The 15,889-nt window shown below is 67.4% G+C and carries 16 protein-coding genes and 4 tRNA genes; 18 read left to right on the forward strand and 2 right to left on the reverse strand.

Annotated elements, in window-relative coordinates; translation table 11 throughout:
* Positions 1 to 425 precede the first annotated feature (425 nt).
* Positions 426 to 509, reverse strand: a tRNA-Tyr gene (locus CHC09_RS10510).
* 147 nt (positions 510 to 656) lie between these two features.
* Between CHC09_RS10510 and CHC09_RS10515 the strand changes: the two genes are divergently transcribed.
* From CHC09_RS10515 to CHC09_RS10530, 4 genes are all read left to right on the forward strand, one after another.
* Entirely contained in the window at positions 657 to 1,148 is a 492-nt protein-coding gene (locus CHC09_RS10515) for a YajQ family cyclic di-GMP-binding protein (RefSeq protein WP_089292852.1), read from the forward strand.
* A 104-nt stretch (positions 1,149 to 1,252) separates the two neighbouring features.
* A complete protein-coding gene (locus CHC09_RS10520; RefSeq protein WP_089292853.1) occupies positions 1,253 to 1,543 on the forward strand; it encodes a hypothetical protein in 291 nt (96 codons plus the stop codon).
* 213 nt (positions 1,544 to 1,756) lie between these two features.
* Positions 1,757 to 2,395 (forward strand): LysE family translocator, encoded by a 639-nt coding sequence (locus CHC09_RS10525; RefSeq protein ID WP_179277030.1) that lies wholly within the window; start codon positions 1,757 to 1,759, stop codon positions 2,393 to 2,395.
* Between the two features lie 51 nt (positions 2,396 to 2,446).
* Entirely contained in the window at positions 2,447 to 3,256 is an 810-nt protein-coding gene (locus CHC09_RS10530) for a sulfurtransferase (RefSeq protein ID WP_089293185.1), read from the forward strand.
* 46 nt (positions 3,257 to 3,302) lie between these two features.
* Here CHC09_RS10530 and CHC09_RS10535 read toward each other — a convergent pair whose 3' ends face one another.
* Complete coding sequence (locus tag CHC09_RS10535; protein ID WP_089292854.1) at positions 3,303 to 3,629, reverse strand: hypothetical protein; 327 nt, start codon at positions 3,627 to 3,629, stop codon at positions 3,303 to 3,305.
* A gap of 257 nt (positions 3,630 to 3,886) precedes the next feature.
* On the opposite strand from CHC09_RS10535, the gene CHC09_RS46205 reads away from it, so the two are divergent.
* From CHC09_RS46205 to rpoB, 14 genes are all read left to right on the forward strand, one after another.
* The gene (locus CHC09_RS46205) at positions 3,887 to 4,045 is read left to right on the forward strand and encodes a hypothetical protein (protein ID WP_179277031.1); all 159 of its coding nucleotides are present in this window, start codon (positions 3,887 to 3,889) and stop codon (positions 4,043 to 4,045) included.
* Positions 4,046 to 4,098: 53 nt separating this feature from the next.
* Entirely contained in the window at positions 4,099 to 6,627 is a 2,529-nt protein-coding gene (locus CHC09_RS10540) for a GGDEF domain-containing protein (protein ID WP_089292855.1), read from the forward strand.
* Between the two features lie 95 nt (positions 6,628 to 6,722).
* A tRNA-Thr gene (locus CHC09_RS10545) sits at positions 6,723 to 6,795 on the forward strand.
* Between the two features lie 48 nt (positions 6,796 to 6,843).
* A tRNA-Met gene (locus CHC09_RS10550) sits at positions 6,844 to 6,916 on the forward strand.
* 108 nt (positions 6,917 to 7,024) lie between these two features.
* Positions 7,025 to 7,192, forward strand: a complete 168-nt coding sequence (rpmG, locus tag CHC09_RS10555) for a 50S ribosomal protein L33 (protein ID WP_014687739.1) — start codon at positions 7,025 to 7,027, stop codon at positions 7,190 to 7,192.
* Between the two features lie 76 nt (positions 7,193 to 7,268).
* Positions 7,269 to 7,721, forward strand: coding sequence for a MaoC family dehydratase N-terminal domain-containing protein (locus tag CHC09_RS10560; protein WP_089292856.1), 453 nt, complete (start codon positions 7,269 to 7,271; stop codon positions 7,719 to 7,721).
* Positions 7,721 to 8,116 carry a MaoC family dehydratase gene (locus tag CHC09_RS10565; protein ID WP_089292857.1) on the forward strand — a complete coding sequence of 132 codons (396 nt, stop codon included), beginning with the start codon at positions 7,721 to 7,723 and terminating at the stop codon, positions 8,114 to 8,116. The genes CHC09_RS10560 and CHC09_RS10565 overlap by 1 nt, the downstream gene beginning before the upstream one ends.
* Positions 8,117 to 8,197: 81 nt before the next feature.
* Positions 8,198 to 8,270, forward strand: a tRNA-Trp gene (locus CHC09_RS10570).
* A gap of 103 nt (positions 8,271 to 8,373) precedes the next feature.
* Complete coding sequence (gene secE / locus CHC09_RS10575; RefSeq protein WP_089292858.1) at positions 8,374 to 8,748, forward strand: preprotein translocase subunit SecE; 375 nt, start codon at positions 8,374 to 8,376, stop codon at positions 8,746 to 8,748.
* A gap of 44 nt (positions 8,749 to 8,792) precedes the next feature.
* Complete coding sequence (nusG, locus tag CHC09_RS10580; RefSeq protein WP_089292859.1) at positions 8,793 to 9,506, forward strand: transcription termination/antitermination protein NusG; 714 nt, start codon at positions 8,793 to 8,795, stop codon at positions 9,504 to 9,506.
* Between the two features lie 77 nt (positions 9,507 to 9,583).
* The gene (gene rplA, locus CHC09_RS10585) at positions 9,584 to 10,306 is read left to right on the forward strand and encodes a 50S ribosomal protein L1 (protein WP_089292860.1); all 723 of its coding nucleotides are present in this window, start codon (positions 9,584 to 9,586) and stop codon (positions 10,304 to 10,306) included.
* A 488-nt stretch (positions 10,307 to 10,794) separates the two neighbouring features.
* Complete coding sequence (gene rplJ / locus CHC09_RS10590) at positions 10,795 to 11,343, forward strand: 50S ribosomal protein L10 (protein WP_089292861.1); 549 nt, start codon at positions 10,795 to 10,797, stop codon at positions 11,341 to 11,343.
* Between the two features lie 55 nt (positions 11,344 to 11,398).
* Positions 11,399 to 11,779, forward strand: a complete 381-nt coding sequence (rplL, locus tag CHC09_RS10595) for a 50S ribosomal protein L7/L12 (protein WP_089292862.1) — start codon at positions 11,399 to 11,401, stop codon at positions 11,777 to 11,779.
* 601 nt (positions 11,780 to 12,380) lie between these two features.
* Complete coding sequence (gene rpoB, locus CHC09_RS10600; protein ID WP_089292863.1) at positions 12,381 to 15,821, forward strand: DNA-directed RNA polymerase subunit beta; 3,441 nt, start codon at positions 12,381 to 12,383, stop codon at positions 15,819 to 15,821.
* Positions 15,822 to 15,889: the final 68 nt, after the last annotated feature.

The raw sequence follows: 15,889 nt of genomic DNA on the forward strand, positions 1-15,889 counted from the left end.
GCCAACCACGAGGGCGTAGAGCCGGCCGACGTAGTCGACCGCCAGCCACGGTGCCGCCGGCGCGGCGCGGGCCGGCCGCGCTCGGCCTGCTGGCGGTCTCCGGCCGGCATCGGACGGCGCGCCGGCCGATTCTCGACTCCACTCAAGGCCGTGACGATCGCCGCTGGGGTAAGCCGCCGTCGTTGCTTCCGGCGATCGCTGCCGCACCACTTCGCGGCTTGCCATTGAATGCGGGCCGACGGGTGCTCGGGAGCGCAGCTGGGGTGGTGCGCGTGATCTTCACGCGATCGGCTGACGGATGATCCACCTGCCCACGATCCCTTCACAACCACTTGTGGAGAGCCGGACTCGGCTGGACCCCGCTAGATCAAACGAAGAAGGCCCCTGCACCGCGTTTCCGCTGGTGAGGGGCCTATCGTGCCTGTTGGTGGCGGGTAGAGGATTCGAACCTCTGTAGCTTTCGCGACGGATTTACAGTCCGCTCCCATTGGCCGCTCGGGCAACCCGCCTGGGCAACTGCCGCAGTCTCCCGCAGCAGCGGACATCAGGATAGCCGTACCGCGGGGCCGGGTCACAACCGGGTACGGTCGGCATGTCGCGGGCCGGGTCCGGTCCAACGGCGACATCGACAAGAATCCAGCCGCAGGAGTTTGATCATGGCAGCCAACCCGTCGTTCGACATCGTCTGCAAGGTCGACCGGCAGGAGGTCGACAACGCTTTCCACCAGGCGGAGAAGGAGCTGAGCACCCGGTTCGACTTCCGGGGGACGGGCACCGAGGTCGCCAAGTCGGGCGAGGCCTTCACCATCACGTCGGAGACCGAGGAGCGGGCCCTCGCCGCGCTCGAGGTGTTCAAGGAGAAGCTGGTGAAGCGGAACATCTCGCTGAAGTCGCTGGATGCGGGGGAGCCCCGGCAGTCCGGCAAGACTTTCAAGATCGACCTGAAGGTGGTCGAGGGGATCGAGGCCGACAAGGCCAAGGCGATCAGCAAGAAGATTCGCGATGAGGGGCCGAAGGGTGTGCAGGCCCAGATCCAGGGCGACCAGCTTCGGGTGACCGGTAAGAAGCGGGACGACCTGCAGGCCGTGATCGCGATGCTCAAGCAGGAGGACTTCGGCGTCGCGCTGCAGTTCGACAACTACCGGTAATGGGGTTCGGCCGGTCCTGGAACAAGAGGACCGGCCCCTGGTAAGCCCAGGTCGATTACCGCCAACCGGCGGAACGCCGCCCGATCCGGTCGCAGACTGAAGCGATGGGTGTCGCGGTGCTGGGCGGTGTGCTGGGTCTCGCGCTCTCCGTCTTCGGCGTGCGGATGCTGGTGCGGGGCCAGGCCCCGGAGATGATCACTCGTTCGTTCCGGTCGGTCCGGGACGCGGGGTTCTATCACCTGCTCTTCGGGCTGGCCATGTTGATCTACGTGGGTGGACTGCACCTACCCGGTGCCGTACCCGCGCAGGCCGCCGCGCTGGTCGCCGTGGCCCTGGTCGGTGTGGCTCTGTTCCGTTTCCGCCCGCGAGGCCGTGGGCCGACCCCAGGGGCTTGACCGCGAGCGACAGATTTCCGTGGGAGGCCGCGGGCCGGCCCGAGGGGCTTGACCGCGAGCGACAGATTTCCGTGGGAGGCCGCGGGCCGGCCCGAGGGGCTTGACCGCGAGCGACAGATTCCGTGCGAGGCCGCGGGCCGACCCGAGGAGCTTGACCGCCGGCGACGAAGCACACGCTGTTCAGATCGGCGCGGACCGGCTAGGAACGGCGATATGGACCTGACTCACGCCGTCCTCTCCTTCGCTGTTCTCGGCGCCCTGCTCACCATCACCCCCGGCCTGGACACCGCCCTCGTCCTGCGCGCAGCGGTGACGATGGGCCGGGGCCCGGCCTTCGGCACCGCGCTGGGTGTCGGCGCGGGCGCCCTGCTCTGGGGCGCGGCCGCCGCGGTCGGCGTCTCCGCGCTGCTCACCGCTTCCACGGTGGCGTACACCGTGCTGCGGTTGGCCGGCGCCGCGTACATGATCTTTCTTGGGGTCCGGATGGTCCGAGCGGTCTTCGCGCGCTCCGGCGCCGACGACCGTGCCGAACTCGCCGAGCCGGTGGCCCCGACCGGGTGGAGCACCTTCGCCAAGGGGCTGTTCACCAACCTGCTCAACCCGAAGGTCGGCGCCTTCTACATCGCGGTCCTGCCGCAGTTCGTCCCGCCGGACGCCAACCCGCTCGGCGTCGGCCTGCTGCTGGCCCTGGTGCACGATCTGGAGGGTCTGGCCTGGTTCTCGTTGATCATTTTTGGGGCGCGGGCCGCGCGTGGTTTCCTCGCCCGGCGTTCGGTCCGGCGTACCGTCGACGCCGGAACCGGCACGGTCCTGATCGGCTTCGGTCTACGCCTGGGCCTGTCCAGCAGTTGAAAGCTCGGGTTGTCCGGTGGATGAGGGCTTGATGGAGAGGTGGCGAACACGGTGATCAACCCCGTGGTGGACCTGGACTGGCTGCGTGCCCACGCCGGCGACGTGGTTCTGGCCGACGTCCGGTGGTACCTCGACGGACGCTCCGGCCGTGCCGCGTACCAGGAGGGTCATCTGCCCGGCGCGGTCTTCATCGACCTGGACACCGCGCTGGCCGGCCCGGCGTCGCCGGCCGAGGGCCGGCATCCGCTGCCGGATCCGAAGGTCTTCGCGGCGGCGATGTCCGCCGCCGGTGTCGGCGACGCGGCGACCGTGGTGGCTTACGACGACGCCGGCGGTGTCATCGCCGCCCGGCTGGTCTGGTTGCTGCGGGCGATCGGGCGCGAGGCCGCGCTGCTCGACGGAGGATTGCTGTCGTACGGGGGTGAGCTCACCACTGACACCCCCGTCCCGCCCCCGGCCTCCTTCACCCCGCGCGAGTGGCCGTCCGAGCGGCTGGCCTCGCTGGCCGACACCGCCGAGGGCGGCCATGTGGTGCTCGACGCCCGGGAGGCTGGCCGTTTCCGCGGCGACAGCGAGCCGATCGACCCGCGCCCCGGCCATATCCCGGGCGCCCGCAACCTGCCCTGCCGGGAGAACGTGGCCGAGGGCGGCCGCTTCCTGCCGGTCGCCGAGTTGCGCGAGCGGTTCGCGACCGTGGGCGTGACCGGGGACGCGGAGGTGATCTCCTACTGTGGTTCGGGTGTGACCGCCTGCCACAATTTGATCGCGATGGAGCACGCCGGCCTCGGGCAGGGGCGGCTCTACCCGGGCTCGTGGTCGCAGTACAGCCACACCGACCGCCCGGCGGCCACCGGCGACTGACCCGGCCGGGTGCGTCGTCCGGCGGTTCCGGTCCCGGACAGCCGGTCTATTCCTGCTGCCGGGCCGCCTGGTTCTCGATCCAGCGCTGGTGCGCCTCCCATGCGGCCTGTTTGCTGGTGCCGAGCGCCGTTCCGATCTGGGTCCACGAGGCGCCGGCCGCGCGAGCCGACCGGACCATGGCCTGCCGGCCGTACCCCGCTTTCCGGATCACCACCTCGCTCAGGGCCAGCATCTCGAGGGTCTCGAAGGGGGAGAGGGCTCTGCCCCCGTCCGGGTCCATGGCCGCGAGAGCGTCTCGCATCCTCAGTTCGTCGTAACGCTGAGTAGCGGTGGTGAGGGTGTGCCGTCGCTCCAGGTCGTCGGGCGTTGCCATGAGGAGTCGCCTCTCGTCAGGCTGTCTTGACGTCAAGATACCCTGACGCACGTGAGTGAATTGCTCTCACTTCTACGCTTAAATCACCTATAAAGCCGCTAATCCTTCAGTGTTGCCGGTCGGCATCGCCTCAGCCGTTCGGCCAGGATTCGTCCGAGCATCGCCGCGACCCGCCGATGAACACTCCCTGTCGCACATCCGGTGTGGCACCATCAGGTAACCCCGAGAAGGGCACGACTCCGAAAAGGAGCACAACAATGTCTGCGAAGAAGCTGGGCCGCCTTGCCGGCTTGGTTCTGGCGCTCGTCGTGCTGGCCGGGGGTGCCGCCGCCGGGGGCGGGGGGCGCGCTGCGGCGTCCGAGGCGGCCGCGACTCAGGCCTCGACACTTTCGACGCTTGAGTACGTCTGGAACTGAGCCGTGTGGCGCCAAGCGCCCGGCCATTACGGGGCCAGTTGACGAGGAGCGCTATGGGTAAGCGTCCGGATCCTCGGCAGCGCTCTGAGCAATATGCGTGGTTCATCACCGCTCCCATGGCCGCTTTCGCGGTCGTTTGCACCCTCGCGTTCTGGATTTCCGACCCCGATTGGTACAAGACATGGGCTGTCGGGGTCCTGATTTTCGTGCTCTATTCCGTCGCGTCGCTCGCGGCTTTCAGCATCGTCATCAGGCGCAGTGCCTTCAGCATCCTGGTTACCGAGATGCCGCTGGTTCTCGGCCTGTTCTATCTGTCGCCCGTACTGATGGTTCTGGTGATCGTCGGGGGCCACCTGCTGACCTTGCTCCGGGGCTCGTTCACGCCGGTCAAGATCTGGTTCAATCTCGCTCGAGCGGCGGCCAGCGTCTGTGCCGCTCTGCTCGTGATAGAGAAGTTCCGTCCGCTGGTGGCGACCAGCCCGGCCACCTGGGTCGTGCTCTTCGTCGCGGCGATGGTGATGCTCCTGGTCCAGTTGGCCAGCCTGGCCGGTGTGATGATCCTGGTGCAGGGCCTGCAGGGTGGGCAGAACGTGATCCGGGCCAGCCTTTCCGGCCTGGTCATTCCCGCCATCAACGTCGTCGTGGGCCTGTTCTTCCTGATCGCGCTGGACGCGACGCCGTGGTCGGTGATCCTCCTCGCCGTCCTGGTCATCGCGCTCTTCTTCTTGCTGCGATCGTTCGCCGGCTTCTTCCGGCAGCACCAGACCCTCGCGGACGTCTACGAGATCACCCAGGCGATCCGCAACGAGAGTTCGGACAGCACTCTGCCGGACGCCCTGCTCGGCCGGGTTCGGACCCTGATGAGTACGGAATTCGCGACCCTCTGGCTGGCGCCACAGGAGCGTCATCCTGAGGTGCTGCTGACCGCGCAGGTCGACAACGACGGCCTGATGGACCTGTCACCGGTGCCGGCCGTCGTGCGCGAACGTGCTTTGCGGGATGAGACCCGGATCGCCGTCGGCTCCCAGTTCCCGGAGACCAGTGACCTGCGCGAGTCGCTGCGGAGCGCCCGGGTGAACGACGCGATCGTGGTGCCGTTGCGTTCGGGTCGTGCCGTCATCGGCACCCTCGAGGTGTCCAACCACGTCGGCGAGGGCCGGACGTTCCGCGAGAGCGACGTGCAGGTGCTGGAGACCATCGCCGCGCACGTCTCGGTCGCGGTCGAGAATCTACGGCTGGTCGATCGGCTCCGCTACGACGCGTACCACGACCGCCTCACCGCCCTCCCGAACCGGCGCCGGATGCTGGACGCGCTGGCCGAGGCGGTGACCGTGCGGGTCGAGGACGAGGTCGTCGCGGTCCTTCTCTTCGACGTGGACGGACAGCGCAACGTCAACGAGTCGATGGGGCACGCGGCCGGCGACAAGCTGCTGGCCGAGGTCGCCGAGCGGCTTCGGGGCATCGCCGGTTCGGGCGCGTTGGTCGGCCGGGTCGGCGGGGACGAGTTCATGGTCACGCTGCGCACCGAGGGCATCGAGGCCACGATCGAGCTGGCCACCCAGATGCGGGAGCGGCTGCGCGGCCCGATGGCGGTGGGATCACTGACCCTGGACGTGGACGCCGCGGTCGGCGTCTCGGTCTACCCCGACCACGGCAGCGACCCGGAGACCCTGTTGCAGCGGGCCGAGCTGGCCGCCAACGCGGCCAAGGTCCTGCCGTACGGCGTGCAGCCCTTCCACCCGGCCCTCGAATCACGAGCGGTCCGCCGCCTGGGCATCGCCGCGGACCTGCGCTGCGCGATCGACAACGACCAGCTGGAGGTCTACTTCCAGCCCAAGGTGACGCTCGCCGACCGGCACGTGCTCGGGGTCGAGTGCCTGGCCCGCTGGGTGCACCCGACGCACGGCGAGGTCGCCCCGGAGGACTTCGTGGCGGTGGCCGAGCACACCGGTCAGCTGGGCCGCCTCACCGAGGTGGTGCTCACCGCCGGACTGCGACACTGCCGGGCCTGGGCGGACGCGGACCGTCCGCTCTCCATCGCGGTCAACCTCTCCGCCCGCACCCTGCTCGACTCCCGCTTCCCGGACCTGGTCCAGGAACTGCTGGAGGAGCATCGGGCGGAGCCCGGTCAGGTCACCTTCGAGATCTCCGAGCCGGGCATGCTGCACGACATCGAGCGGGTCCTGCCGACCCTGTACCGGCTTCGTGATCTCGGCGTCCGGCTGAGTGTGGACGACTTCGGCACCGGTGCCTCGTCGCTCGCCTACCTGCGCCAGTGGCCGGTGCACGAGGTGAAGATCGACGATACGTTCGTGCAGGGCATGGCGACCGACTCCGGGGATCTGGCGATCGTCCGGGCGGTGATCGGCCTCTCTCGGGAGTTCGGCCTCACCGTGGTGGCCGAGGGGGTGGAGAGCGAGCTCACCCTGGAGCTGCTGGAGGAGATGGGGTGCGAGATCGGCCAGGGCTACCTGTTCAGCCGCCCCCTGCCCTTCGAGCGGCTGGAGGCGTGGCTCAGCGCCCGGACGGAGCCTGAGTCGACCCCGACCGGCGAGGTCCGCAGGCTTCGAGCTGTGATCTGACCTGGGCTTTTACTGTCCCGGGGGTACCGATTTCACCCCTCTGGCCGGGCCGTGTAGTCTTACTCCTGCAGCGAGCGAGAGATCGCAAGCAGCAAGCCCCCTTAGCTCAGTCGGCAGAGCGTCTCCATGGTAAGGAGAAGGTCTACGGTTCGATTCCGTAAGGGGGCTCTACCGGGTTCGTTCCCGCCGAGCCGGCGTTGGACGTGAGCCTGGCTCGGCGGTGTAGCTCAGATGGCAGAGCAAGCGGCTCATAATCGCTGTGTCGCCGGTTCAAGTCCGGCCACCGCTACTCTTAGTGGGGAACTCAATCCCGAGGCCCACTTTGCATAGCGACCAACTGAGCGTCTACGCTGGTTCGTCGTCAAGTTAGATTCCGTTAGCAGGAAGGCACCCCGCCGTGGCCAAGGCGACAGACGTACGTCCGAAGATCACCCTGGCGTGCACGGAGTGCAAGGACCGGAACTACATCACCAAGAAGAACCGGCGTAACGACCCCGACCGCGTCGAGCTGAAGAAGTTCTGCCCGCGCGACGGCAAGCACACCCTGCACCGCGAGACCCGCTGACCTCTCGCAACGCCACAAATTCATCCCTCTGCGCCGCTCGGAGTTACTCCGAGCGGCGCAGAGTAGTTTGTGGGGTATGCCCCTGGATCAGACATTCGCCGGCCGCACCTGGCCGCCCACCGAGACCTATCTCGTCGGCCGGGAGAAGATTCGCGAGTTCGCCCGCGCGATCGGCGCCACCGAGGCGGAGTATCACGACCCCGAGGCGGCTCGCGCGCTCGGCTATCCGGATGTGGTGGCCCCGCCCACGTTCCCGGTGACCATCACGATGGCCGCCAGCCGGCAGGTAATCAACGACCCCACGCTCGGCCTCGACTACACCCGTGTGGTGCACGGCGACCAGAAGTTCGCCTACACCCGACCGATGGTCGCCGGCGACGCGGTGGTCTGTGTGAACACGGTGGACGAGATCACCACCCGGGGTGGCCACTGGTTCATCACGGTCCGCACCGAGGTCCGCACCGAGGACGGCGAGCCGGTCGTCACGGCCTGGTCGAAACTGGTTCAGCGCGGCGAGGAGAGTGCCTGATGGGCGATGTACTGGAGCCGCAGACCTTCCGGATCACCCGGGCCGACCTGGTCCGTTACGCCGGTGCCTCCGGCGACTTCAACCCGATCCACTGGAGCGAGCGCACCGCCACCGGCGTCGGCCTGCCCGGGGTGATCGCCCACGGCATGTTCACCATGGCACTGGTCGGTCGCGCGGCGACCGCCTGGGCCGGCGCCGGGGACGCGGTGAAGGAGTTCAGTGTGCGATTCAGCCGGCCGGTGCCGGTTCCGGACACCGACGAGGGCACCGAAGTGATCGTCACGGCCGCGGTGAAGGAGGTCACCGAGAACGGGGACACCCGGCTCGCCCTGACTGCCACGTGCAACGGAGACAAGGTACTGTCTCTGGCACAGGCGCTTGTCGGTAAGCGGTAGGCCCGGGTTGGGATAACCACGGGCGTACCCGTACACTGGTGCGCCGTGGGGCTGTGACTCGCAAGACAAACAGTCCCGCAAAGGGGTGTAGCTCAATTGGCAGAGCAGCGGTCTCCAAAACCGCAGGCTGCAGGTTCAAGTCCTGTCACCCCTGCGCAATCCTCCTCGACGTGCCCGCCCGGTGCGCGGTTCGCACAGTCCGCATCGGTCGAGTGCTGACGGGAACTCAACACCACCGACGACGGAAGTAGGGCGAAGTGGCCGACAAGGACCGGCCCGGTGACGACGTCCCGGGCGACGACGAGCTGCTCGCCGACGCCGTCGGCGGTGATGATGCTGATGAGGCCGACGACGCGCCGGTCAGCCGTGGCGGCGGGACCGCGGTCGCCGAGCGCACGAAGGACGGTGCTCCGAAGGAGAAGAAGGAGCGCAAGCGCGCCGGATTCTTCGGTCGGATCGGCGGGTTCTTCCGCGAGGTCATCAGTGAGCTGCGCAAGGTTATCTGGCCGACGCGCAAGGAGCTGCTGACCTACACCGGCGTCGTGATCGCCTTCGTCTCGGTGATGACCGCGATCGTGGCGGTGCTGGACTACGCCTTCGGTAAGGGCATCCTCAAAGCGCTCGGTGGCTAGTAGCCCTGAGCCTGAACAGAGCGACTTATTGGAAGTGAGCGAGCGTGCCTGAGTACGACGACGAGACCGCGCAGTCTGCTGACGAGCAGTCGTCGCCCGTCACCGAGGAGTCGGTCGAGGCCGGCGACACGGCGGTGGCGGTCCAGGCGCCCGAGGCGGACGAGGACTACGACCCGGTCAAGGAGCTGCGGCAGAAGCTGCGGTACGCCCCCGGTGACTGGTACGTGGTGCACTCCTACGCCGGTTACGAGAACAAGGTCAAGACCAACCTCGAGACCCGGATCACCAGCCTCGACATGGAGGATTTCATCTTCCAGGTCGAGGTGCCGACCCGTGAAGAGGTCGAGGTCAAGAACGGCAAGCGCAACCAGGTGCAGGCCAAGGTCTTCCCCGGCTACATCCTGGTCCGGATGGACCTGTCTCCCGAGTCGTACTCGTGCGTGCGCAACACGCCCGGCGTGACCGGCTTCGTGGGCGCCACCGACCGGGTCGACCGGCCGGCCCCGCTCTCCCTCGACGAGGTGCTGAAGTGGCTGGCCCCGGCTGTCCAGGCCGAGGAGAAGAAGTCGAAGCCCGAGGTCAAGGTGCTTGACTTCGAGGTGGGCGACTCGGTCACGGTCACCGACGGCGCGTTCGCCTCGCTGCCGGCGTCGATCAGCGAGATCAATGCCGACCAGCAGAAGCTGAAGGTCCTGGTGTCGATCTTCGGCCGGGAGACCCCGGTCGAGCTGAACTTCAACCAGGTCACCAAGATCTGATCGCCGGAAGACCGGCGATATCAGTGGGAGGGGCCGGCACGTAGCGGCCCCGCCATCAACCACAGGAGTACTGAGAAATGTCGCAGCGCAGCAAGGCGTTCCGCGCCGCCGTCGAGAAGATCGACGCCAGCAAGATCTACGAGCCCCGTGACGCGGTCGCTCTCGCCAAGGAGACCAGCTCGGCGAAGTTCGACGCCACCGTCGAGGTCGCCATGCGCCTCGGTGTCGACCCGCGTAAGGCCGACCAGATGGTCCGCGGCACGGTCAACCTGCCGCACGGCACCGGCAAGACCGCCCGCGTCATCGTCTTCGCCCAGGGCGCGAAGGCCGAGGAGGCCGTGGCCGCCGGCGCCGACGAGGTCGGCACCGACGAGCTCGTCGCCCGGATCCAGGGTGGCTGGCTGGACTTCGACGCCGCGATCGCGACGCCGGACCAGATGGCCAAGATCGGCCGGATCGCCCGCATCCTCGGCCCGCGTGGCCTGATGCCGAACCCGAAGACCGGCACCGTCACCATGGACGTGACCAAGGCCGTCAACGAGATCAAGGGCGGCAAGATCACCTTCCGGGTGGACAAGCACTCGAACCTGCACCTGATCATCGGCAAGGCGTCGTTCTCGGCCGAGCAGCTGATCGACAACTACGCCGCGGCGCTCGACGAGGTCCTGCGGGCCAAGCCGTCGGCCGCCAAGGGCAAGTACCTGAAGAAGGTCACCGTCAGCACCACGACGGGCCCGGGCATCCCGGTCGACCCGAACGCCACGAAGAACCTGCACGGCGATAAGGGGTCCGAGGCCTGAGCGCCTGGTCACTGATACGTCGAAGCCCCCGGGGATCTCTCCGGGGGCTTTTTCGTGGCCTGCCCGCGGTGTCTCGTCGGGACTCACACGCCCGGCGGGGCCCGCTGACCGGCGGGTGGAGGCGGGGCTTGGCCCGAGAGGGCTGGGGGCGGGAGGCGTAGGGCGTACCGGAGAAGGGTTTTGATGGTGTGCCCGCCGGAGGCGGGTGGCAGGGCCGGCAGGGACGATTTGGTCTTTCGGGGTCCAGCCGCGTAGTCTTACTTCTCGAAGTTCCACCCATAGACCGCTGGTCGCCGCAGCGACCGTCGTCAGACGGACGCCGCGGCCGAAGGTCCCGCAAGAGCGGGCGACCTGCGCAGGGAGAACGGTTCGTGATGTGTCAGCATGCGTTCGCGTGTGCTGGAGGTCCGCCCCGTGCCCTGCGCCGGGGCGTTTTGCTTTTCCGGGCCCTCTCGACCAGTGGCAATAGCACTGAGGAGAGGAGGGACATGGCGGACAAGCCGGTCCGGGCCGATAAGGCTTCGGCCGTCGCCGAGCTCACGGACAACTTCCGTGACTCGTCGGCCACCGTGTTGACCGAATACCGCGGCCTCACCGTCAAGCAGCTCACCGAGCTGCGGCGGGCGCTGGGCCAGCAGGCCAAGTACTCCGTTGCCAAGAACACGCTCGCGAAGCGTGCCGCGGGCAACGCGGGCATCGAAGGCCTCGACGCGCTGTTCACCGGTCCTACCGCGCTCGCTTTCGTGAGCGGTGACGTGGTCGAGGCGGCCAAGGGCCTTCGTGCCTTCGCCAAGGCCAACCCCGCTCTCGTCATCAAGGGCGGCGTCTTCGAGGGCAAGGCCATCTCGGCGGCGGATGTCACCAAGCTTGCCGACCTCGAGTCCCGCGAGGTGCTGCTGGCCAAGCTGGCCGGCGCCATGAAGGGCAACCTGAGCAAGGCCGCGGCCACGTTCCAGGCTCCGCTCTCCCAGGCCGTGCGCCTGGTGGACGCCCTGCGTGACAAGCGCGAGAAGGACGGTTCCGCCGAGGCCGCCTGACGGCCTCGCGAACCGAGCAACGTTCTACATCAGAAGCTAGGAAAGGTTGCCAATCATGGCGAAGATCAGCACCGAGGACCTGCTCGAGGCGTTCAAGGAAATGACCCTGATCGAGCTCTCTGAGTTCGTGAAGACCTTCGAGGACGTCTTCGACGTCAAGGCCGCCGCTCCGGTTGCGGTCGCCGCCGCCGGCGCTGCCCCGGCCGCCGAGGCTGCGGTTGAGCAGGACTCGTTCGACGTCGTTCTGGAGAACGACGGCGGCAAGAAGATCCAGGTCATCAAGGTCGTGCGTGAGCTGACCGGCCTGGGCCTCAAGGAGGCCAAGGACGCCGTTGAGGCCGCCCCGAAGGCGATCCTCGAGGGTGTCAACAAGGAGAAGGCCGAGGCCGCCAAGGCCAAGCTCGAGGGCGAGGGCGCGAAGGTCACCCTCAAGTGATCTGACGCTCCACAGCGTTTTCCTCGTCGATGGCGGAGATCCGACCCGGATCTCCGCCATCGGTGTTTCCTCCCGACGCGCCGCCCCGGTGAGGGAAGGATGTTCGAGCAGGTCAGAGCGCTGGCGACAAGCGTCACAAAGCTCGCTGACCATGCAGTAAGGTCCCTCTGACGCACCGGCCAGACGACCGGACCGGTCCGACCCGCGGCACAGCCCTTGACTGAGTGTCCGCTGACAGGCACGCTGATGGCAGCAAGTTTCCGCGCTTGCAACAGCCGCCCCGCGGGTAATCGGGTGACCCGAAGACCACGGACCGGCACCAGAGGAAGAGTCGCTGCGTTTCTTGAGCGGCCCCGGCACGGCACTGACCAGTCAAGCGCAGGTCAGCAGCGCCGGGGACACGTTCCGCAGGTCACCTCAGGTGTGGGCTGGACAGCGGTTAGCCGAGCGGCTACACTGCTAGTTTGCGCTGCCTTCTGTCTTGACGCCTGCCGTTGTATCCATCTCTGTGGATCCCGGCGGGTGTCTTTTGGAGTGCACGCAGACCAGTTGCATCAGCAACTCAGCCGCATAGCAGCACCGGTCCTCGGAAGGACGCATCTTGGCAGCTTCCCGCCCTGCGAAGACCAGCCGTACGTCGAGCGCTTACGCACCCCGCCGGGTCTCTTTCGGCCGGATCACCGAGCAGCTAGAGGTCCCCAACCTCCTCGCCCTCCAGACGGATTCGTTCGACTGGTTGGTCGGCAACGAGGCTTGGCAGGCCCGGACGACGGACGACCCGCACGCCCACTCGGGCCTCGCAGAGATCCTCGAAGAGATCAGTCCCATTGAGGACTTCTCCGGCACCATGTCGCTGTCCTTCTCGGCTCCGCGATTCGACGAGGTCAAGGCCTCGATCGAGGAGTGCAAGGAGAAGGACCTGACCTACTGTGCCCCGCTGTTCGTGACCGCGGAGTTCACCAACAACACCACTGGCGAGATCAAGAGCCAGACCGTGTTCATGGGTGACTTCCCGATGATGACCCCCAAGGGGACGTTCGTCATCAACGGCACCGAGCGGGTCGTGGTGAGCCAGCTCGTCCGTTCGCCGGGCGTGTACTTCACCAAGGAGCCGGACAAGACCTCCGACCGTGACCTCACCAGCGTCAAGGTCATCCCGAGCCGGGGTGCCTGGCTGGAGTTCGACATCGACAAGCGCGACACCGTCGGTGTCCGCATCGACCGCAAGCGTCGCCAGGCCGTCACGGTCCTGCTCAAGGCGATCGGTTGGTCGGCCGACCAGATCCGTGAGCGTTTCGGCTGGTCCGAGCTGCTCATGACGACGCTGGAGAAAGACCACATCGCGGGGCAGGACGAGGCCCTGCTAGACATCTACCGCAAGCTGCGCCCTGGCGAGCCCCCGACCCGGGAGAACGCGCAGACCCTGCTCGACAACCTCTTCTTCAACCCGAAGCGGTATGACGTCGCCAAGGTCGGCCGGTACAAGTTCAACAAGAAGCTCGAGATCGACGTCCCGATCGTCCGGGGCACGCTCTCCGAGGAAGACATCGTCAAGACCGTGGACTACCTCTGCCGGCTGCACGCCGGTGAGGAGGGCTACGAGGCCGACGACATCGACCACTTCGGCAACCGTCGTCTGCGCACCGTCGGCGAGCTCATCCAGAACCAGGTCCGCGTGGGCCTGTCCCGGATGGAGCGCGTCGTCCGCGAGCGGATGACGACCCAGGACGTCGAGGCGATCACGCCGCAGACCCTGATCAACATCCGTCCCGTCGTGGCGGCGATCAAGGAGTTCTTCGGTACGTCGCAGCTGTCGCAGTTCATGGACCAGACCAACCCGCTGGCGGGCCTGACCCACCGGCGGCGGCTGAGCGCGCTCGGCCCCGGTGGTCTGAGCCGTGAGCGGGCCGGCTTCGAGGTCCGTGACGTGCACCCGTCGCACTACGGCCGGATGTGCCCGATCGAGACGCCCGAGGGCCCGAACATCGGTCTGATCGGCGCGCTCTCGACGTTCGCGCGGGTCAACCCGTTCGGCTTCATCGAGACGCCGTACCGCAAGGTCGAGAACGGTGTCGTCACCGACGAGGTGCACTACCTCACGGCCGACGAGGAAGACCGGTACATCAAGGCGCAGGCGAACGCCGTGCTGTCCAGCGACAACACGTTCGCCGAGGACCGCGTCCTGGTCCGCCGTAAGGGCGGTGAGGTCGACTACGTGCCCGGCACGGAGGTCGACTACATGGACGTGTCGCCGCGGCAGATGACCTCGGTCGCGACCGCGATGATCCCGTTCCTCGAGCACGACGACGCCAACCGTGCCCTCATGGGCGCGAACATGCAGCGCCAGGCCGTGCCGCTGGTCAAGGCCGAGGCTCCGCTGGTCGGCACCGGCATGGAGTACCGCGCCGCGGTCGACGCCGGTGACGTGGTCGTCGCCGAGGTCGCCGGTGTGGTCGAGGACCTGTGTGCCGACTACGTGACGGTGCACCAGGACGACGGTCACCGCCGTACCTACCTGCTGCACAAGTTCCGCCGCTCGAACTCCGGCTCCTGCGTCAACCAGAAGCCGGTCGTCTTCGAGGGTGACCGGGTCGAGGCCGGCCAGGTCATCGCCGACGGCCCGTGCACCGACGAGGGGGAGATGGCCCTGGGCCGCAACCTCCTGGTCGCGTTCATGTGCTGGGAAGGCCACAACTACGAGGACGCGATCATCCTGTCGCAGCGCCTCGTGCAGCAGGACGTGCTCACCTCGATTCACATCGAGGAGCACGAGGTCGACGCCCGCGACACCAAGCTCGGCCCGGAAGAGATCACCCGCGACATCCCGAACGTCAGCGAAGAGATGCTGGCCGACCTGGACGAGCGCGGCATCATCCGGATCGGCGCGGAGGTCGTGCCCGGCGACATCCTGGTCGGCAAGGTCACGCCCAAGGGTGAGACCGAGCTGACCCCGGAGGAGCGGCTGCTGCGCGCGATCTTCGGTGAGAAGGCCCGGGAGGTCCGGGACACCTCGCTGAAGGTTCCGCACGGCGAGACCGGCACCGTCATCGGTGTCCGGACGTTCTCCCGCGAGGACGGCGACGAGCTGCCCCCGGGCGTGAACGAGCTGGTCCGGGTCTACGTGGCGCAGAAGCGGAAGATCCAGGACGGTGACAAGCTCGCCGGCCGGCACGGCAACAAGGGCGTCATCTCCAAGATCCTGCCGGTCGAGGACATGCCGTTCCTCGAGGACGGCACCCCGGTCGACATCGTGCTCAACCCGCTCGGTGTCCCGTCGCGTATGAACATCGGCCAGGTCCTGGAGACCCACCTCGGGTGGATCGCCAAGACCGGTTGGTCGGTCGAGGGCGACGACGAGCCCTGGAAGCGCCAGCTCCGGTCGATCGACGCGCACGAGTCCGTCGCCGACAGCAACGTCGCGACCCCGGTCTTCGACGGTGCCCAGGAAGAGGAGATCAAGGGTCTGCTCGAGTCGACCCTGGTCAACCGCGACGGCAAGCGACTGGTCAACGGCGACGGTAAGGCGCAGCTGTTCGACGGCCGCTCCGGTGAGCCGCTGCCGGACCCGATCTCGGTCGGCTACGTCTACATCCTCAAGCTGAACCACCTGGTCGACGACAAGATCCACGCACGGTCGACCGGCCCGTACTCGATGATCACGCAGCAGCCGCTCGGTGGTAAGGCCCAGTTCGGTGGCCAGCGGTTCGGTGAGATGGAGTGTTGGGCGATGCAGGCCTACGGCGCCGCTTACGCGCTGCAGGAACTGCTGACCATCAAGTCCGACGACGTCCTTGGCCGCGTGAAGGTCTACGAGGCCATCGTCAAGGGCGAGAACATCCCGGAGCCGGGAATCCCCGAGTCCTTCAAGGTGCTTCTCAAGGAACTGCAGTCGCTGTGCCTGAACGTCGAGGTGCTGTCCAGCGACGGTGTGGCCTTGGAGATGCGCGAGACGGACGACGAGGTCTTCCGGGCCGCGGAGGAACTCGGCATCGACCTGTCCCGACGCCCGAATGAGGGCGTCAGCAGCGTCGAAGAGATCTGACGGAGAGCGTCCCCGTCGGTCCTGAAGCGTTTGGGACCGACGGGGACGCCCCCGCCGGCCTTGAATTC

The organism is Actinoplanes regularis (assembly GCF_900188005.1).
GTDB lineage: Bacteria > Actinomycetota > Actinomycetes > Mycobacteriales > Micromonosporaceae > Actinoplanes > Actinoplanes regularis.